The sequence below is a fragment of the Streptomyces sp. NPDC001700 genome (assembly GCF_053596435.1).
Genome location: NZ_JBSFGE010000004.1, coordinates 496,271 through 514,908, shown reverse-complemented (window position 1 = coordinate 514,908; position 18,638 = coordinate 496,271). Strand labels below are relative to the sequence as shown.

The 18,638-nt window shown below is 70.3% G+C and carries 17 protein-coding genes; 4 read left to right on the top strand and 13 right to left on the bottom strand.

Annotated elements, in window-relative coordinates:
* The first annotated feature begins 20 nt into the window (after positions 1-20).
* Both ACWC5C_RS10700 and ACWC5C_RS10695 read left to right on the top strand, forming a co-directional pair.
* The gene (locus ACWC5C_RS10700) at positions 21-1,304 is read left to right on the top strand and encodes an MFS transporter (protein WP_450875071.1); all 1,284 of its coding nucleotides are present in this window, start codon (positions 21-23) and stop codon (positions 1,302-1,304) included.
* Positions 1,301-2,686, top strand: a complete 1,386-nt coding sequence (locus tag ACWC5C_RS10695) for a GntP family permease (protein ID WP_450875070.1) — start codon at positions 1,301-1,303, stop codon at positions 2,684-2,686. Before ACWC5C_RS10700 ends, ACWC5C_RS10695 begins: the two co-directional genes overlap by 4 nt.
* 24 nt (positions 2,687-2,710) lie before the next feature.
* Here the strand turns inward: ACWC5C_RS10695 and ACWC5C_RS10690 are convergent, their stop codons facing one another.
* Together ACWC5C_RS10690 and ACWC5C_RS10685 are read right to left on the bottom strand one after the other, a co-directional pair.
* A complete protein-coding gene (locus tag ACWC5C_RS10690; protein ID WP_450875150.1) occupies positions 2,711-3,478 on the bottom strand; it encodes a glucose 1-dehydrogenase in 768 nt (255 codons plus the stop codon).
* A gap of 116 nt (positions 3,479-3,594) precedes the next feature.
* Positions 3,595-4,611: a zinc-dependent alcohol dehydrogenase family protein gene (locus tag ACWC5C_RS10685; protein WP_450875069.1), complete on the bottom strand. Its 1,017-nt coding sequence runs from the start codon at positions 4,609-4,611 to the stop codon at positions 3,595-3,597.
* Positions 4,612-4,787: 176 nt separating this feature from the next.
* Between ACWC5C_RS10685 and ACWC5C_RS10680 the strand changes: the two genes are divergently transcribed.
* Positions 4,788-5,669 carry a helix-turn-helix domain-containing protein gene (locus ACWC5C_RS10680; RefSeq protein ID WP_450875068.1) on the top strand — a complete coding sequence of 294 codons (882 nt, stop codon included), beginning with the start codon at positions 4,788-4,790 and terminating at the stop codon, positions 5,667-5,669.
* A 9-nt stretch (positions 5,670-5,678) separates the two neighbouring features.
* On the opposite strand, the gene ACWC5C_RS10675 is transcribed toward ACWC5C_RS10680, so the two are convergent.
* The 5 genes from ACWC5C_RS10675 to ACWC5C_RS10655 all read right to left on the bottom strand — a co-directional run bounded on the left by ACWC5C_RS10675 (position 5,679) and on the right by ACWC5C_RS10655 (position 10,391).
* The gene (locus ACWC5C_RS10675) at positions 5,679-7,877 is read right to left on the bottom strand and encodes a xanthine dehydrogenase family protein molybdopterin-binding subunit (RefSeq protein ID WP_450875067.1); all 2,199 of its coding nucleotides are present in this window, start codon (positions 7,875-7,877) and stop codon (positions 5,679-5,681) included.
* A complete protein-coding gene (locus ACWC5C_RS10670; protein WP_450875066.1) occupies positions 7,874-8,854 on the bottom strand; it encodes an FAD binding domain-containing protein in 981 nt (326 codons plus the stop codon). The genes ACWC5C_RS10675 and ACWC5C_RS10670 overlap by 4 nt, the downstream gene beginning before the upstream one ends.
* Before the next feature lie 12 nt (positions 8,855-8,866).
* On the bottom strand, positions 8,867-9,499 hold the full coding sequence (locus ACWC5C_RS10665) for a (2Fe-2S)-binding protein (RefSeq protein ID WP_450875065.1): 633 nt from the start codon (positions 9,497-9,499) through the stop codon (positions 8,867-8,869).
* A gap of 48 nt (positions 9,500-9,547) precedes the next feature.
* Positions 9,548-10,003, bottom strand: coding sequence for a (R)-mandelonitrile lyase (locus ACWC5C_RS10660; protein WP_450875064.1), 456 nt, complete (start codon positions 10,001-10,003; stop codon positions 9,548-9,550).
* 67 nt (positions 10,004-10,070) lie between these two features.
* On the bottom strand, positions 10,071-10,391 hold the full coding sequence (locus ACWC5C_RS10655) for a carboxymuconolactone decarboxylase family protein (RefSeq protein ID WP_385437471.1): 321 nt from the start codon (positions 10,389-10,391) through the stop codon (positions 10,071-10,073).
* Between the two features lie 229 nt (positions 10,392-10,620).
* Between ACWC5C_RS10655 and ACWC5C_RS10650 the strand changes: the two genes are divergently transcribed.
* Positions 10,621-11,319, top strand: coding sequence for a TetR/AcrR family transcriptional regulator (locus ACWC5C_RS10650; RefSeq protein WP_450875063.1), 699 nt, complete (start codon positions 10,621-10,623; stop codon positions 11,317-11,319).
* Positions 11,320-11,321: 2 nt separating this feature from the next.
* Here the strand turns inward: ACWC5C_RS10650 and ACWC5C_RS10645 are convergent, their stop codons facing one another.
* The 6 genes from ACWC5C_RS10645 to ACWC5C_RS10620 form a co-directional block, all read right to left on the bottom strand.
* A complete protein-coding gene (locus tag ACWC5C_RS10645; protein ID WP_450875062.1) occupies positions 11,322-12,209 on the bottom strand; it encodes a dioxygenase family protein in 888 nt (295 codons plus the stop codon).
* A 27-nt stretch (positions 12,210-12,236) separates the two neighbouring features.
* Complete coding sequence (locus ACWC5C_RS10640; RefSeq protein ID WP_450875061.1) at positions 12,237-12,914, bottom strand: SDR family NAD(P)-dependent oxidoreductase; 678 nt, start codon at positions 12,912-12,914, stop codon at positions 12,237-12,239.
* A 144-nt stretch (positions 12,915-13,058) separates the two neighbouring features.
* Positions 13,059-13,739, bottom strand: a complete 681-nt coding sequence (locus tag ACWC5C_RS10635; RefSeq protein ID WP_450875060.1) for a response regulator transcription factor — start codon at positions 13,737-13,739, stop codon at positions 13,059-13,061.
* Entirely contained in the window at positions 13,736-14,938 is a 1,203-nt protein-coding gene (locus ACWC5C_RS10630; RefSeq protein ID WP_450875059.1) for a sensor histidine kinase, read from the bottom strand. Before ACWC5C_RS10630 ends, ACWC5C_RS10635 begins: the two co-directional genes overlap by 4 nt.
* Complete coding sequence (locus ACWC5C_RS10625) at positions 14,935-17,190, bottom strand: MMPL family transporter (RefSeq protein ID WP_450875058.1); 2,256 nt, start codon at positions 17,188-17,190, stop codon at positions 14,935-14,937. Before ACWC5C_RS10625 ends, ACWC5C_RS10630 begins: the two co-directional genes overlap by 4 nt.
* Before the next feature lie 88 nt (positions 17,191-17,278).
* A complete protein-coding gene (locus ACWC5C_RS10620; RefSeq protein ID WP_450875057.1) occupies positions 17,279-18,634 on the bottom strand; it encodes an MFS transporter in 1,356 nt (451 codons plus the stop codon).
* Between the last annotated feature and the right edge of the window lie 4 nt (positions 18,635-18,638).

Here is an 18,638-nt window from a genome sequence, read left to right as displayed (position 1 = left end):
ACCACGAAGAGAGCCGCCGCATGTTTGCCTGGTACCGGGACACCGACACACCACAGAAACGAGCGTTCTGGGCCGCCTTCGGAGGCTGGACACTCGAAGCCGCCGACGCCCAGATGTTCGGACTCGTCCTGCCGACCCTGCTGGCCACCTGGCACCTGAGTACCGGAGCCGCTGGCACGCTCGCCTCCGTCACCCTGATCTTCACCGCGGTCGGGGGATGGCTCGCGGGCTGGGCCTCGGACCGCTACGGGCGCGTCCGGGTGCTGCAGTGGACGATCATCGTGTACTCCGTCGCCACGGTCCTCATCGGTTTCACCGCCGACTACTCCCAGCTGATGGTGTTGCGCAGCGTTCAGGGCTTCGGTTTCGGCGGCGAATGGGCGGCGGGAGCCGTCCTGGTCAGCGAGTACATGGGGACCCGCCACCGGGGCCGGGCCCTGGGGGCCGTGCAGAGCGGGTGGGCGCTGGGCTGGGGCCTCGCCCTGGCGACGTACACCGTCCTGTTCAGCCTGTTCCCGGAGGGGTGGGCCTGGCGGGTCATGTTCTGGCTCGGCGCGCTCCCCGCCGTTCTGGTCATCGCCATCCGCCGCAAGGTCACCGATCCGCCCCTCTACCGGCAGCGGGCCGCGAAGGACGGGAACCGGGTGTCGCTGCTGCGGATCTTCAAGCCGGACCTGCTGCGGGTCACGCTCCTCGGCGCTCTGCTGGGACTCGGCAGCCACGGCGGCTACTACGCGCTGACCACCTTCCTGCCGACGTACCTTCGCACCACCCACCACCTGTCGGTGCTGGAGACCAGCGGCAATCTGGCGGTGTTCATCGCCGCCGCGTTCCTCGGCTATCTCACCTCGGGCACCCTCGCCGACCGGATCGGCCGCCGGAAGAACATCATGTTCTTCGCGGTGATGTGCCTGGCCTCGGTCGTGGCCTACCTGTTCCTGCCGATCAGCGACACACAGATGTTCTTCCTCGGCATTCCGCTCGGCTTCTTCTCCGCCGGTATCCCCGCCGGTCTCGGATCGCTCTTCGCCGAGCTGTACCCGACCGCGATGCGGGGCACCGGGCAGGGCTTCTGCTACAACTTCGGCCGCATCGTCGCGGCGGCCTTCCCCGCCTTCGTCGGCTTCCTCAGCGACAAGCTCGGGATGGGCACCAGCATCGGCCTGTTCGCGGGGAGTGCGTACGGCGTCGCCGTCATCGCCGTGGCCCTCCTCCCCGAGACCTCGCACCAGGAACTCGACACCCCCGCACACCGCGCCGACGAGGCGCCCGCACCACCCCTCGTGAAAGGCACCACCATATGACCACGCACGCCTGGTCACTGCTGCTCATCCTGACCGTGGCGATCGCGGTGCTGATCGTTCTGATCAACTCCCGCCTGCGCGTCCATCCGTTCGTCGCGCTGATCATCGTCGCCGTCGGCACGGGACTGGCGGCGGGCGAACCCGTCGAGAAACTCGCGGTGTCCATCGAGGACGGCGCGGGCGGCACCCTCGGCGACGTCGGCATCACGCTGGCGCTGGGAGCCATGCTCGGCCGCCTGCTGTCCGACTCGGGCGCGACCGACGTCATCGCCCACGCCATCGTCGACCGGTCCAGCGCACGACGGCTGCCGTGGCTCGTCGCGGGCGCCGCCTTCGTCATCGGCGTGCCGATGTTCTTCGAGGTCGGCCTGATCGTGCTGCTGCCCCTCATCTTCAGCGTGGCGCGCAGGCTGGAGGCGCAGGGCGGCACCAAGGGTTCCCCGTACGTCCTGCTGGGTGTGCCCGCCATCGCGGCGCTCTCCACGCTGCACGGCATGCTGCCGCCCCACCCCGGCCCGCTGACCGCCATGACCGGCCTCCACGCCGACCTCGGCCTCACCCTCCTGGTCGGCGTCATCTGCGCCGTCCCCACCATCGTGCTGGCCGGTCCCGTCTACGCCCGGTGGATCGCGCCCCGGCTCGCCGACGTCCGCCCGGACGCCGCGCTGATAGCCCAATTCACCGGCACGGGACGTACGGACACCCGCCCCCGCTCCCCGATACCCACCGGCCTCGCCGTGTCCGCCATCCTCGTCCCCGTCGTCCTCATGCTGCTGCGCACCCTCGCCGAGACCACGCTGAACGAATCCAGTCAGCTGCGCTCCGCGCTGACTTTCGTCGGCGAACCCCTCATCGCGATGCTCGCCGGATTCCTCTTCGCGCTGGGCGCGACCGTCATGCGCGGCAACGGCCAGGGCGAGGAAACCCGCCGCTCGATGACGGGCAGTCTGCAGTCCGTCGCCTCCATCCTGCTCATCATCGGAGGCGGCGGCGCGTTCAATCAGGTCCTGCAGGATTCCGGCATCGGCGACGCCATCGCCTCGGCGGCCGAGGGAGCCCATATGAACCTGATCGTCCTGGGCTGGCTGATCGCCCTGCTCCTGTCCCTCACCACCGGTTCGGCCACGGTCGGCATCGTCTCCGCCACCGGCATCCTCGCACCGCTGATAGGCACCGGCGGCGGTCTCGAGGCGTCCCTCCTCGTGATCGCCATCGGTTCCGGCTCGCTCGGCCTGAACTACGTCAACCACGCCGGATTCTGGCTGGTCAAGGAGTCCTTCGGCATGAGCCTGACGCAGGCCGCGAAGACACAGACCGTCGTACAGACACTGGTGAGCGTGCTCGGTCTCGGAATGGCCCTCCTGCTGTCCGCGTTCGCCTGACAGCCCCCGCCGGGTCGGCGGTCGCTACCGGGCGACGTAGCCGCCGTCGACGGGGAGGGCGACGCCGAGGACGAACCCGGCCCCGGGGCTGCACAGCCACAGGACGGCCTGGGCGATCTCCTCTGCGGTGCCGAGCCGGTTGATCGGCTGGTTGGCTTCGGCCTCGGCGCGGTCCAGCTCCCCCTTGGCGATCATGTCGCTGACCATGGGGGTGTCGATGGTGCCGGGGCAGACGGCGTTGACACGGATGCCGCGCGGGGCGTATTCGAGGGCGGCGCTGGTGGTCAGGCCGATGACTCCGTGCTTGGAGGCGTGGTAGGAGGCGCGGCCGGGGATGCCGACGAGGCCGCCGAGGGAGGAGCAGTTGACGATGGCTCCGCTGCCCTGGGCGCGCATGTGGCGCAGTTCGTGCTTCATGCTGGCCCAGACACCGCGGAGGTTGATGGCGTTGACGCGGTCGAACCGCTCGGCGGGTTCGTCGGCGGCGTCGCTGGGCGGGATCTGGATACCGGCGTTGTTGTAGGCCATGTCGAGGCGGCCGAAGGTCTCCACGGTGCGGTCGACCGCGGCGGCGACCTGCTCCTCGTCGCTGACGTCGCAGGCGAGGGCGAGGACGTGGTGACCTTCGTCGGTGAGCCCTCTCGCGCCCGCGTTCAGCGTGGCTTCGTCGATGTCGGTGAGGGCGACGGCGGCGCCCGCCTCGGCGAAGGCGCGGGCGGTGGCCAGACCCATGCCGGAGCCCGCTCCGGTGACGAGGGCGACCTGCCCGCTGAAGTCATAGGTGGGGTTCATGCTGTGTTCTCCGAAGTGGTGGCGGGGCTGCTGAGCCGACGCGGGCAGCGGTTCGATGGCGACGTGGTCGGCGGTGGCGAGCCGGATGTTCATGAAGTCGTCCTGGGGCGTGTGGGTCAGGGCTCGAGGAGGGTCTTGATGGCGCGGCGCTCGTCCATCGCCTGGTAGCCCTCGGCGACCTGCTCCAGGGGGAGGGTGTGGTCGAAGACCTTCCCGGGGTCGATCCGGCCGGAGAGGACCAGATCGATCAGCTCCGGCAGGTAACGGCGCACGGGAGCGGGACCGCCGCGCAGGCCGACGTGGGAGAAGAACAGCTCCTGGCCGTCGACCGCCACCTCGTGGGGGACGCCGACGAAGCCGACGTTGCCGCCGGGCCGGGCGGTGTGCAGGGCCTGCCGCATGGCCTCCGGGGTGCCGACACACTCCAGGACCGAGTCCGCGCCGAGGCCTTCGGTGAGGTCCTTGACGCGCGCGACACCTTCGGCGCCGCGTTCGGTGACGATGTCGGTGGCGCCGAATTCGAGGGCGAGCTTCTGCCGCGAGGCGTGGCGGCTCATGGCGATGATCCGCTCGGCGCCGAGTTCTCTGGCGGCGATGACACCGCACAGGCCGACCGCTCCGTCGCCGACCACCACGGCGGTGGAGCCGGGCCTGACCTCAGCGGCGAGGGCCGCGTACCAGCCGGTGCCCATCACGTCGGACACGGCGAGCAGGCCGGGCACGAACGCGCCGTCCGGGTGGCCGTCGGTGGCGACGAGGGTGCCGTGGGCGTTGGGGATGCGGACGTAGTCGGCCTGGCAGGTGCTCATGAACTCGCGGTGGAGACAGCTGGACTGCCAGCCGCCGCGGCAGTTCGCGCAGGTGTTGTCGGAGGTGGCGAACGAACCGACGACGAACTGGCCCGGCTTGACGGAGGTGACCCCGCTGCCGACCTCCTCGACGACGCCGACGTACTCGTGCCCCATCGGATGCGGGTCGCCGATCGGCTCCAGACCTCGGTAGGGCCACAGGTCCGAACCGCACACGCAGGTGGCGACCGTGCGGATGACCGCGTCGGTCGGGTGGGCGATCTTCGGGTCGTCCAGGGTTTCGAAACGCACGTCGCCGGGGGCGTGGATGACTGCTCCGCGCATGAGGGTGCTTCTTTCGGTGCCGGGGTCGGTGTGTGCGGCAGCCGGAACGAGGACGAACGGCTGCTCGCGGTCGAGCCTCACAGGCGGGGGCAGGCGCGAAAAGAGGAGAAAACCATCCCGGGAGGGAAACATCCTGGGAGTAATTCCTCCCCCCTTTCCCGGGTGGGATCGGTGTCATGCTGGGAAGCATGACCGGCAACATCCCCCTCAATGAGCTGGGAGAATTCCTCAAAAAGCGCCGCTCCGAGCTGAGCCCGCGCACGGTAGGCCTGCCCGAGAGCGGCCGCCCCCGCCGGGTGGCGGGGCTGCGCCGTGAGGAAGTCGCCCAGCTCGCCAGCATCAGCACCGACTACTACACCCGTCTCGAACAGGGCCGCATGCAGGCATCGGCGCCGGTCCTGGACGTCCTGGCCCGGGTACTGCACCTGGACGACGACGAGCGGGGCTACCTCTTCCAGCTCGCGGGCAAACCCACCACGCGCACCCGGCGGCGCGGCAGGCAGAAGGTCCAGCCGCAGTTGCAGCGGGTCCTGGACGACCTCACCGCCACCCCGGCCATCGTGCAGGGGCGGCGCGGCGACATCCTCGCCTGGAACGCGCTGGCCGCCGCCCTGGTCACCGACTTCTCCCGCATCCCGGAAAAACACCGCAACTACCCGCGGATCATCTTCACCGATCCGGCGATGCGCACCCTGTACGCCGACTGGGAGTCCTCCGCCCACATCGCCGTGACCCAGCTGCGGATGGAGGCCGCGCGGTATCCCGAGGATCCCCGGTTGACCGAGCTGGTCGGTGAACTGTCCATGCGGGACAAGCAGTTCGCCCAGTGGTGGGGCGACCACCGCGTCGCCGCCCGCACGGTGGGCACGAAGACACTGAACCATCCGGTCGTGGGCGAGCTGGTGCTGGACTGGGACACCCTGACCGCCAACACCGACCCCGACCAGCATCTGACCGTATGGACGGCCCCGCCCGGTTCCCCCACCCACGAACGGCTGCGCATCCTCGCCTCCTGGGCCGCCGACCACGACCTGCCCGCCTCCGCGTCCCCGACCTGACCCAGGCGGTCAGAGCAGCGCCTCGGCGGTGATGGGGAGTTGGCGGACGCGGCGGCCGGTGGCGTTGTGGACCGCGTTGGCGATGGCGGGTGCCACACCGACGTGGACGACCTCGCCGAGGCCCTTGACGCCGAGCGGGTCGGCCTCGGGGTCCTCGCCGTCCAGGTAGATCGCCTTGACGTCGGGGACGTCGGCGTTGACGGGGACGAGGTAGTCGGCCAGGTTGGCGTTGACGATCCGTCCGTCGCGGTGGTCGGTGACGGTGTGTTCCAGCAGCGCCGTGCCGATGCCGCCCACGATGCCGCCGATCGCCTGGCTCTCGGCGAGCTTGGGGCTGATGATGCGGCCCGCGTCGTACACACCCAGCATCCGCCGCACCCGCACCAGCCCGAGTGTCGCGTCGACCGCGACCTCCGCGAAGGTCGCGTTGTAGGCGTAGAAGGAGTGCCGCTGCGATCCGGACGGTCCGGTGAAGGAGCCGAGAGCTTCGAGGTGGGTGCGGTTGTTGCGGGCCAGCAGTGTCCGGTAGGTCTCGCCGCGCGTGGGGTTGTTCTTCAGGTGCAGCCGGCCGCCACGGACCACGATGTCGTCCGCTTCCGCCCCGTACAGCGGCGATTCACGGTCCTCGACGGCCAGGGTGATGGCCTGGCGTCGCACCGTGTCGCAGCCGTCGAGGACGGCGGAGCCGACGCTGGCCATGGTCATCGAGCCGCCGTGCGGCGGGGTCGGCGGGTAGCGGGAGTCGCCGAGCCGGAAGGTGACGGTGCGCATGGTCAGCCCGAGGGCGTCGGCGGCGACCTGGGTCTGGGAGGTGTAGGTGCCCGGCCCCATGTCGCTGGAGGCGGCCTCGACCACGGCGGTTCCGTCCGCGTCCAGGCGGACCCGGGCCTTGGCGGTGTTGCGCGCGGTGTCGTAGACGCCCGCGGCCATGCCCAGGCCGATCAGCCAGTCGCCCTCACGGCGGGAGCGCGGCCGGGAGGCGCGGCGGTGCCAGCCGAACTCGCGGGCCCCGGTGGTGTAGCACTCGCGCAGACGGCGGGTGGAGAACGGCAGCCCGGACGACTCGTCCTCGTTCGGTTCGTTGCGGCGGCGCAGTTCGATCGGGTCGATGCCGAGTGTGTCCGCGAGTTCGTCCATGGCTGACTCGATGACGAACGACGCCGTGGCGAAGCCGGGGCCGCGCATCCAGATCGGGGTGTGCACGTCCAGCGGCACCGTCCGGTACGCCTGGCTCACATGGGGCATGCTGTAGAGCATCTGCCCGGCGGGCAGGACCGCCTCGGTGAACGTCTCGTACGAGGAGGTCTCGGCGTCGATGTCGTGGACCGCGGCGGACAGACGGCCGCGCCGGTCGCTGCCCAGCCGCAGCCGGTACGCGTAGGAGGGCCGGAAGCCGGTCCCGAAGTACATCTGCCCGCGACTCAGCACCAGCTTGACCGGACGGCCCGTCTCCCGGGCGGCCAGCGCGGCGACGACCACGTGGGGCCAGCAGCGCAGCCCGCTGCCGAAGGCCCCGCCGACGAAGGGCGAGATGACGCGGACGGAGTCCATGGGCAGGCCGAACACCGTGGAGAGTTCGGTCTGCGTGCCCACCACCCACTGCGTCTTGTCCCACACGGTCAGCTGGTCGCCGTCCCAGCGGGCGATGGTGGCGTGCGGCTCCATCGGGTTGTGGTTGTTGCGCGCCAGCCGGTACGTCAGGTCCAGCCGCACGGCGGAGGAGCGCAGACCGGCTTCCGCGTCGCCGCGCGCGTAATGCGTCGGATCGCCCGGTTCGGCCTCGGTGAGGTCGGTCGAGGGCTGCTGGGCGTCGTAGCCGACCTTGACCAGGCTCGCGCCGTGCTGCGCCGCCTCCAGGGTGGTGGCGACGACGACGGCGACCGGCTGGCCGTGGAAGAGCACCCGGTCGTCCTGGAACACCCGCAGCCGACGGCCGCCGGGCGGATTGTTGGAGCCGGGGTTGTCGCGGTACGGCAGCGTCGGGGCGTTGCGGTGGTGGAGCACGCGCAGTACGCCCGGGTGGGCTTCGGCGTCGCCGGTGTCGATCGAGGTGACGCGGCCGCGCCCCACGGAGGCGTCGACGATGACGGCGTGCACGGCACCGTCGACCTCGTGCTCGGCGGCGTACAGCGCCTTCCCGGTGACCTTCAGCCGGCCGTCCACCCGGGACAGCGGCGCGCCCACGGCTGACTGCGGCTGGGGGCTCACTTCGTACCTCCTACGATGCGCAGCTGGCGTTCGACGGTCCGTTTCAGCAGCTCGACCTTGAATCGGTTGTGCTGGAGCGGACGGGCTCCGGCCGCCGCTCGCTCGGCGGCCGCCGCCCACAGGGGTGCGGAGGGGCGCTCACCGACGAGGTGCCGCTCGACCTCGGGCAGTTTCCACGGCACGGTCCCCACGCCACCGGCGGCGACCCTCGCCTCACGGATCACCCCACCCCGGATGTGCAGGGCGACCGCCGCCGAGGTCAGGGCGAACTCATAGGACTGCCGGTCACGCACCTTCAGATAGCCCGACCTGAGCGGACGCGGATGCGCCGGGATCTCGACCGCTGTGATCAACTCACCTTTGCGCAGGGCGTGTTCGCGGTGCGGGGTGTTGCCGGGCCGCAGCAGGAAGTCGGCGAAGGGGACCTGACGCTCCCCGTCCGGCCCCGTCAGACGCACCCGCGCGTCCAGGGCCGCGAACGCCACGGCGACGTCGGAGGGATGGGTGGCCACGCAGTGGCCGGAGGCGCCGAGGATCGCGTGAGTGCGGTTGACCCCCTCCCGGGCGGCACAACCCGAGCCGGGCGCACGCTTGTCGCAGTCGGCGGTCACGTCACGGAAGTACGTGCACCGGGTGCGCTGCATGATGTTGCCGCCGATGGTGGCCATGTTCCGCAGCTGGGCCGACGCGCTCAGCTCCAGCGCCTCGGACACGACCGGGTACAACGTCCGCACCTTGGGGTGCGCCGCGGCCCCGGCCATGGTCACCAGGGCACCGATGCGCAGCCCGCCGCGCTCGGTGGCGGTGACCTCGTCCAGCGGCAGAGCGCTGATGTCGACCAGCGTCCCGGGGCGTTCGACGGTCTCGCGCATCAGGTCGACCAGGGTGGTGCCTCCGGCGATGTAACGCCCACCGCGGTGACCGGCGGCGAGGGCTTCCCCGGTGTCGGAGGCGCGGGTGTAGGAGAAGGGATGCATGACGGCCCGGCCTCACTTCCGGCGCGCGGTCCGCTGGACCGCGCGCACGATGTTCACGTAGCAGCCGCAGCGGCAGATGTTGCCGCTCATCCACTCCCGGATCTCCTCCGGCGAACCGGTGTGCCCCTCCTGGACGCACCCCACACCGGACATGATCTGGCCAGGGGTGCAGTAGCCGCACTGGAAGGCGTCCTCCTCGATGAACGCCTGCTGCAGGGGATGGAGTTGGTCGTCGCCGTCGGCCAGGCCCTCGATCGTGGTGACCTCGGCGCCCTCCAGCCGCACGGCCAGCGTCAGACAGGAGTTGACCCGGCGCCCGTCGACCAGGACCGTGCACGCCCCACAGGCACCCGCGTCGCAGCCCTTCTTCGACCCGGTCAGACCGAAGTGCTCGCGCAGCAGGTCCAGCAGCGAGGTGCGGTTGTCCACCGTGACGGTCCGCCGGGTCCCGTTGACCGTCAGGGAGACATGGCTGGAGGGCGCCGGTGCCGAGGCGGCCGCGTCTCCGGAGCCGACGAGGACCGCCGACCCTCCGATCACGCCACCCGCGACGACGACACCACCGACCGCCGTACTGGTGGTGACGAAGGTGCGCCGGGTGGGCGCGGAGGAGGTAACAGCAGGTTCAGGGGATTCGGTTGGCATACCTAAGCCTTCGCATCACGGACGGATCGGCCCGTGGGAAGTCTGGCATCACGCGTCACGCCCGTGGCAGGGAGAGTTTTGTCCCCCCTTGGTTCGGCCGACGGTGGCGAGGGCCGCCGCATACTGCTCGTCGGTGACCGGCTCCAGCCAGGTGGTGCCGTCGCCACTCTCGTCGCCGACGACCATGGCGATGTGGGCCAGCAGCGTGGTGTCGGTGGCGCCGTGCCAGTGCTCTTCGCCCGCCGGACACTTCACGGTCTCGCCCGCGCTCACGCGCGCCACATGGCCGTCGCGGGTGCCCACCAGACCGACGCCGTCGGTGATGTACAGGACCTGCCCCTTGGCGTGGGAGTGCCAGTTGGTGCGGGCCCCGGGGGTGAACCGCACCAGGGCGGAGGCCAGCCGGGCCGGGTCGGAGGGCGCCTCGATCGGGTTGAGGTAGACGTCGCCGGTGAAGCGCTCGGGCGGGGCCTTGACGGTGGGGGTCTCGGTGATGTGTTCCACGACAGCTTTCCTCGATCGGATCAGGAGGGGAGGGTTCGGATTCGGTACCGGTGGCTGCGCCGGGCGGTCAGACGCCGCGCTCGTCGGCGATCTTCTTCAGCTGGGTGATCGCCGTCATGGCGTTGGGCCAGCCCGCGTAGAAGGCCAGGTGCGTGATCGCCTCGGACAGCTCCCGTACGCTCAGGCCGTTGTCGAGAGCGACGCCCAGGTGGTAGCCGAGCTGCTCGCCGCGGTAGAGAGCGGCCAGCACGCTCACGGTGACCAGACTCCGGTCGCGCGGCGAGAGTCCGGGCTGTTGCCAGACGTCCCCGAACAGGACCTCGTTGGTCAGCTCGACGAGCTTCGGCGCGATCTCGGCCAGTTCCGGGGGTGCGGACTGCGTCGGCATGAGGGGTGACTCCTTGTTCGTCACGAGGGGGTGGTTGCCGCCATCGAGGAAACCGCAGCTCAAGGCGGCGGGGGAGAGCCTGCTGTTACAGGTACTGACAGAGCCCCCCACGTGCGGGCCGCCCGGCCTGCGGCGCGAAGAGGTCGCCCTGCCGCGCACCGAGGCCGACCAGCCCACCCCGAACGGCGGCCTAACTGGATAGGGCAATCCGATTGCTAGGGTGGTCGGCATGAACCCTGGCGCCCAGCCCTCCGACGATCCCGCCGCCCCGCCGCTGCGGAGTGACGCCGAGCGCAACCGGGAGCGGATCATCGCCGCGGCGCGCACGGTGTTCGGGCGGGAGGGGCTGAACGCCTCCATGGCTTCCGTGGCCCGTGAGGCGGGGGTGGGGATCGCCACCATGTTCCGTCGCTTCCCCGCGAAGGAGGAGCTGGTCGCCGCCGTCTTCTCCGACCGCATGGACGCGTACGCCGACGCGGTCGCGGCCGCCCTGGACGACCCCGACCCGTGGCACGGTTTCGTCGGCTACATCGAGGCGGCCTGTGCGATGCAGGCCGCCGACTACGGCTTCGCCGACGTGCTGACCATGACGTTTCCCACCGCCAAGGCGCTGGAGGAGCGCCGCGACGAGGCGTACGGGGCCATGGTGGAACTCATCGACCGGGCCAAGGCGACGGGGCGTCTGCGCGAGGACTTCGACCCCTCGGATCTGGTGCTCCTGCACATGGCCAACGCCGGTGTCGTGAACGCCACGGGCGACGCCGCGCCGGATGCGTGGCGGCGCGTCGTCGCCCTGATGATCCAGTCATTCGAGGCCCCCGCCCGTGGCGCCCTGCCCGACTCGCCCGAACACGACGCCCTCTACCGGGCCATGCTCCGCGCCGGTCCGGGAGGCCCCACCGCCCCGGCGCCGGGCAAGAGCGGCTGACCTCAGGCCGGACCGGCCTTCGGGACGATGGCGGCAGGGCTGGTGCGGGTCTTGAGGACGAAGTCGAACCGCATGGTCCTGTAGGGGCCCGGGAAACCGCGTCCGGCGATGTCCTCGGGGGCTTCGTGCAGGAGGGTGTCGGCCCGCAGCGCGGGAGGGGCCAGGGTGCCGCCGACGAAGTCGACGGGGATGACGGGGTCGCCCGTGAAGTAGATCTCGCCCCGCCAGGGCGTGACGAGATCGGCGTGATGGATCTCGTAGTGGATGTGCGCCGGGCGGTAGAGGCTGCGTCCGAGGGCCGCGACGGCTTCGGTGACCCCGTCGACCGCCGTGACGTGGGGGTCGGCGTAGGCGACCGGGGTGATGGTGGTGAAGGTGTAGCGGCCGTCGTCGTCCGTGAAGAGGTGTCCGCGCAAGTTGTGCCGGGGCACTCCGTCGTCGTAAAGCCCGGAGTAGTCGCCGTTGTTGGCCGCGTGGTAGACGTCCAGCGTGGCGCCCGCGAGCGGTTGGCCGTGGCCGTCCACGACGCGGCCGGAGGCGACCAGCGGGGTCCCGGGTTCGTCGGGCCGCATCGGCAGGGTGCCGGGGTTGCCGACGTGCGGGGAGCCGGGAAGGTAGGTGGGGCTGTTGACGTCCTCGGAGGGCGTGTAGCCGTCCCGGCCGCCCTGGAAGACCTCGCTGAACAGCGGCATGGCGACCAGCGCCAGGGGAGCGCCGGTGGCCGTCTGGATCCGCTGTAGCAGGTCGGTGACCGCGTTGAGGTCGTCGAAGGTCAGCCCTTCCTCGTCGCGCATCCGCGCCAGGGCGCTCTTGAACGCCTCCACGAGACGCACCGCGCGGGGGTTGATCAGCGCTGGGTCGACGTAGGACGGATCGGTGATCGTGGTCATGCCGGACTGCTCCTTGGGGGAGGGGCGTCAGAGGCTGAAGACGCGCTCGGCCCGGTCGCGCTGGGTCGTGTGCAGCTCCCAGTAGACGGGGGAGATCTGCTCGGGCTGGGCCGTCGGCAGGCCGGGGATCACGGCGGTGCCGATCGATACGTCGATGCCGATGTGGGCGGCCTGGATTCCGGTGCCGGTCAGCTCGTTGTGCAGGTTGATCGCCCAGTTGCGCAGGGCCGCCGCGGCGGCGTTGACGTTGGCGACCCGCGGGTCGGGCTCGATGGAGCCCGCGCCGGTGGTGTAGAGCAGGGTGCCCGCGCCGGATGCGCGCATCGCGGGCAGCACGGCCTTGGTGGCGGCGATGGCCCCGTAGAGCTGGAAGTTCATCTCGAACTCCACCTGGGACGGTTCGGTCTCGGCCGGGGCGGTCAGGGTGGTGACGCCGAACGTCCCCACCGGGGAGTACTCCAGGACATCGATCCCGCCGAACCGCGTGGCGGCGTCCTTGAGCGCCTGGCCGAGCGCGTCGCGGTCGAGTACGTCCGCGGGGAACGCGGCGGCGGTGACGCCCTCGGCGGTGAGCTTGCCGACGAGGGCGTCCAGCTTCTCGCGGCTACGGGAGATCAGGGCGACGTCGAAGCCGCGCGAGCCGAAGGTGCGGGCGATGGCCAGCCCCAGCTGGGGCCCGGCTCCGACGATGGCGATGCTGGTCACGGCGAGTCCTTTCATGAAGGCGTGCGGAGGGAGGAGCACGATCCGGATAGGTCTATCCGTTTCGCTGCCGCCACGGTACCAGCAAAAGTGGATAAGGCAATCCACTTTCGACGGGAGTGGCCGGGCCGGGCACCCTCGGCCAGGTCAGGGCCTGGGTGGGTGGGGGCGGACGAGGCCGGTCTGGTAGGCGATGACGACGAGTTGGGCGCGGTCGCGGGCGTGGAGTTTGGCCATGGCGTGGTGGATGTGGGTGCGTACGGTCAGGGGGCTGAGGTACAGCTTCTCCGCGATCTCGGCGTTGGTGAGTCCCTCGGCGGCCAGAGCCATGACCTCGCGTTCGCGGTCGGTGAGGTCGGCCAGGCTCTTCCGGGCTGCGGGGTGGATGCCGGGCTGCGGGGCGGCGAGGAAGCGGGTGATGAGGTTGCGGGTGGCCTGGGGGGAGAGGAGGGAGTCCCCGGCGACGACGGTACGGATGCCCGCGACCAGGCCCTCGGCGCCGACGTCCTTGCCCAGGAACCCGCTGGCTCCCGCGTGCAGGGCCTTGGCGACGTGCTCCTCGGTCTCGAACGTGGTGAGGATGAGGACGCGGGTGGTGGCGAGGCCGGGGTCGGCGCAGATCGTGGCGGTGGCGGTGAGGCCGTCGGTGCCGGGCATGCGGATGTCCATGACGACGATGTCGGGGTGATGGGCGCGAGCGAGGGCGATGGCCTCGTCGCCGTCGGCGGCTTCGCCGACCACCTCCATGTCGGGGCGGGAGTCGACGAGGATCCGGAAGGTCTCGCGCAGCAGGGCCTGGTCGTCGGCGAGCAGGACGCGGATGGTCATGGGGTGCTGTCCTTGGCGGAGGTGAAGGGGGTCAGGGGGAGTTCGACGGTGACTTCGAAGCCGCCGGTGGGGCGGCGCCCGGCGCGTAGGTGTCCGCCGATGGACAGGGCGCGTTCGCGCATGCCTGCGAGGCCGTAGCCGCTCCCGGGAGCCGGGCTGGCGGAGGGACCGGTTCCGTGGTCGGTGACGCTGACGGCCAGTCGGTCGTGGTGATAGGTGAGGTCCACTTCCGCCGTGCGGGTGTGGGCGTGCTTGGTGACGTTGGTCAGTGCTTCCTGCACGATGCGGTAGGCGGTGAGGTCCGCTCCGGGGGAGAGCGGCTGCGGCTGCCCATGGGTGGTGAGGGTGACGGTGAGTCCGGCGGAGGTGTGCGCGGCGACCAGTTCGGGAAGTTGGGCGAGGCCCGGTGCGGGCTGCAGCGAGTCCTCGGAGGCGCCGCTCTGGCGCAGCAGTCCGACGGTGGCCTTCATCTCGCGCAGGGCCGCGGCGGTGGCGTCGCCGAGGGCGTTGACCATCTTCTCGGCCTGGGCGGGATGGCTGCGGATGAGCAGTGCGGCGGTGGTGGCCTGGGCGTTGGCCAGCGCGAGGTGGTGAGCGGCGACGTCGTGGAGTTCACGGGCGAAGCGCATGCGTTCCTCGGCGACGCGGTGCCGGGCCTCCTCCTCCCGCGTGTGTTCGGCGTATTCGGCGCGGGCCTGCACTGCTCCCAGGTACGCCCTGCGGAACCGGGCCGTGGAACCCAGGGCGGTCGGCAGCAGCAGCCAGGCGATGGGGCCGATCACGTTGAGCGCCACCGAATCCCCGGCGGGATCGGCGATCAGGGCGGCGCCGACGACGAGGATCACGGCGGCGAGGGTGAAGTTCCGGGCCGTCGTACGTTCGGTGCGCGCGGCCAGCGCGTAAAGCGCCACCATGAGCGGCGCCAGCAGCAGAACGGTCATCACATAGCCCGTCATGGCCATACCGGTGGCGCACAGCAGCGCGACGGCGGTGGCGAGGCGGGGGCGGGTGCGGCGGCACAGCAGCGCGGCGCAGGAGATACCGGCCAGCAGCACGCCGGGCCACCAGTCGGCGGGGGCGGCCACGTTGGAGACGCTGTACCTGCTGCCGGGGAAGGCCAGGACGAGGAGCAGCAGCGCCACCGCGGAGTCGACCGTACGGGGATGACCGCGCGGGTAACGCTGCCAGGTCGTGATCATCGTGCTTCCTGTCGGGTGTGGTGATCGTGGTGGAGGGCCGCCTTGTCGGTCGTCGCGGCAGCGGTGGCCGCATCGTGGGTCAGGGCGTGGCCCTCGACGTCGACATGGGGTACGACCCGCTCCAGTCGGCGGGGCATCGTCCAGGCACGCGTACCCAGCAGCGCGAGGACGGCGGGCACGATCGTCATCCGTACGACGAACGCGTCGAACAGCACGGCGATGGCCATACCGAATCCGATCATCTTGATCAGCGTTTCGCCGACCCCGATGAACCCGGAGAACACCGCGATCATGATCACGGCGGCGGCGACCACCACGCGAGCGCTGTGGCGGAAACCGGAGACGATCGCCTGCCCGGGACGTTCACCCCGCAGATGGGCCTCCCGGATGCGCGTGACGAGGAAGACCTCGTAGTCCATGGCGAGGCCGAAGACGATACCGACCATGACGATCGGCATGGTGTTCATGATCGGGCCGGTCTGGTTCACGCCCAACAGGCCGGCGAGCCATCCCCACTGGAAGACGGCGACGACCGCACCGAGGGCTGCCAGCACCGACAGCAGGAATCCCAGGGCCGCCTTGAGCGGAACCAGCACGGAGCGGAACACGATCAGCAGCAACAGGAACGCCAGTCCCACCACGAGCCCGAGGTAGGGCACCAGAGCGCCCTGGACCTTCTGGTCACTGTCGATGGTGCCCGCCGTGCTGCCGCTGACCATGAACGTCGCGTCGGTGGCCTTCTCGATCGCCGGGCGGTCGCCGCGCAGGGCGTGGATCAGATCAGTGGTCCGCTCGTCGTGGGGAGCGGTTGCCGGGGTGGCGGAGAAGACGGCGGTGTCTCCCGCGGTATTGAAACGCGCCGCCGAGACGGACACGACACCGTCGGCGGAGCTGATCTCCCGGGCGGTCGCGGCCACGGAAGTCTTGGGGTCCTTCGCCGACTTGGCGTCCACGACGATGGTCAGCGGGCCGTTGAACCCGGGGCCGAAGCCCTCGGCCAGGGCGTCGTACGCGCGACGCTCGGTGGTCGAGGTCGGCTTGGACTCGTCCCCGGCCGTGCCCAGGTGCAACTGCGCCGCGGGCAGGGCGATCACACCCAATGCCACCACCGCCGTGAGCATCACGGCCAGCGGGCGGCGGACAACCAGGCGGGCCCACCGGCTTCCCCCGTTCGCCTTGTCCCCGTCGGCACCGGGGTGTGCGCCGACGCGTGCGGCTCGCCGTGCCGAGCGCGCCAGGACGGCCCGGGGAAAGACGCCGAGCATGGCCGGGATCAGGGTCACGGCGACCAGCACCGACAGGGCCACGGTGCCGGCCGCGGCCAGTCCCATCTGGGTCAGCGTCGGGATGCCCACGACCGACAGACCGGCCAGACCGATCACGACCGTCAGGCCCGCGAAGACCACCGACGACCCGGCCGTGCCCACGGCCACTCCCGCCGCGGCCTGCGGAGCGAGGCCCCGGGCGCATTCCTCCCGGTAGCGGGAGACGATGAACATCGCGTAGTCGATACCGACCGCAAGACCCAGCATCAGCGCCAGCGTGCTGGTGGCGCTGGACAGGCCCAGCGGGCTGCTCAGCGCGAGGATCGTCGCGGTGCCGATCCCGACACCGACCAACGCGGTCAGCAGCGGCAGCCCGGCAGCGGCCAGCGAACCGAACGTGACCAGCAGGACCAGAGCCGCCACCACGACGCCGACCAGCTCGGTCACGCCGCCCGAGGGCTGAGAGGCCAGTACCGAACCGCTGACCTCGACCGTCAGACCCGCGTCCCGGCCCTCTTCAACCGCCTTTTCCAGCTCCTGCTTCGCGGCGTCGCCGACGTCCTTGGCCTTCACCTCGAACGTGACCGTCGCATACGCCGTCGATCCGTCCTCGCTGACCGCGTCCACCCGGAGCGGACCGGCCGCCCGGACGACCTGATCGACCTTGCCGACCTGGTCCACGACCTGGTCGATGACCGTCCGGTTCCGCTGCTCGGTGACCTGCTGCCCGTCGGGCGCCACGAACACGATCTTCGCGCTTGCGCCCTCAGAGCCTGCGCTCCCGAGGCCGTTGCCGGGGAAGCGCCGCTCAATGAGATCGAACGCCCGCTGTGATTCCGTGCCCGGCATCGAGTAGGTGCCGTCCGGTGCGGCCGGCGCCATCGCGGACGCTGTTCCCGCAGCGACGAGCGTCACCACCCACAGCAACAGGACGCGCCAGCGCCGCCGGAAGGCCAACCGGCCCAGTCGATCAAGAAAGACAGCCACAGGAAAGGTCTCCACATCCGAACTCGGGGAACCCGTCCAGCCTGTCCGGGCAGCCCCCGCCCGTCTTCGTGTGGCCGCCGATAGGCCCCTACCGCATGTGCAGTAGACGCTCCTTCGCAACGGCGATCCGTGCGGGGCGGGTCCTGGGGCCGAAGATGGCCAGGGCGATCGCCCCGAATATCCAGGTGCCGGCGATGAAGAAGAAGACGAACTGGTAGCCCGTCTTGTTGTAGAGGGCCGCGACGATCAGTGGGCCCGCGGCATTCGACAGCCGGCCCAGACCGTAGGAGATTCCGGTCCCCAGCGAACGGCTATGAGTGTCGAAGAGTTCGGGGGAGTAGGCGTAGGCCAGGGCCGTATAACCGCGCTCGAACAGGTTCACCAGGAAGCCGAAGACGACGATCAGGACCGGATTGAAGGTGAGCCCGTAGAAGAGGCCGCACAGCGCGATGGCCGTGCCGAAGGCCACCAGGCACCACTTGCGTTCGAACCGGTCGGTGACCAGGGAGGCCAGGAAGGAGCCGAGCGGTGCGCCGACCGTCGTGAGAGCGACGTAGAAGACCGACTTCTCGACGCTGAAGCCTTCCTTGGCCAGCAGGGTGGGGGCCCAGCTCGAATAGCCGAAGAATCCGATGGTCTGCGTCACCCACAGAACCGTGAGCAGGAGTGTCGGCGCGAGGTACTTCTTCTGGAGCAGGAGGCGCAGCGGGGCCTTGGTGGTCGGTGCCTCGTCGACCGGAGGCGCGGGCTCGGGGAGGGGTCCCATCTCGGCGGCGACCTGGAATTCGATCTGGTTGAGGACCGCGTCCGCCTTGCGGTAGTCGCCTCTGCTTTCGTGCCAGCGGGGCGACTCTTTGATGTGCCGTGTGAAGAAAACGAAGAGGATACCGAGGGAACCGAAGAGGAAGACCAGCCGCCACGACCAGTCGGAGAGCGGCACGACCGCGCTGGCGATGAGGTTGGTGGCCGGGGTGCCGCAGATGCCGATGACGATGGCGTACGCCTGGAACTTGCCACGGACGGCGGCAGGGTAGATCTCGTTGACATAGATGACCGCCACGACGGTCATGGCGGACAGCCCCGCCGAGGTGAGGACCCGGAATACGCCGAGCGAGACGATGTCCCAGGAGAAGACCGAGGCGAAGGAGAAGACCCCGAAGAACAGCGTGGTCAGGGTCAGCGCTCTTTTACGCCCCCACCGGTCGGCGATGCCGCTGGCGATGATGGATCCGAAGAACATGCCGACGAACGACAGCGAGGTGACATAGGCCACTTGGTCGATCGTGATGCCCCACACGTCGATGAGCTTGGGGGCGGTGGTGGCGAATGTGTTGATGTCCGCGAACTCGAAGAAGTAGGCGAAGGAGACGGCCAGCAGGGTGGTTTTGTGGAATCGGGAGATCGGCAGTCGGTCAAGCCGGTTCACCGCATTGGAGTGCTGCATGGAA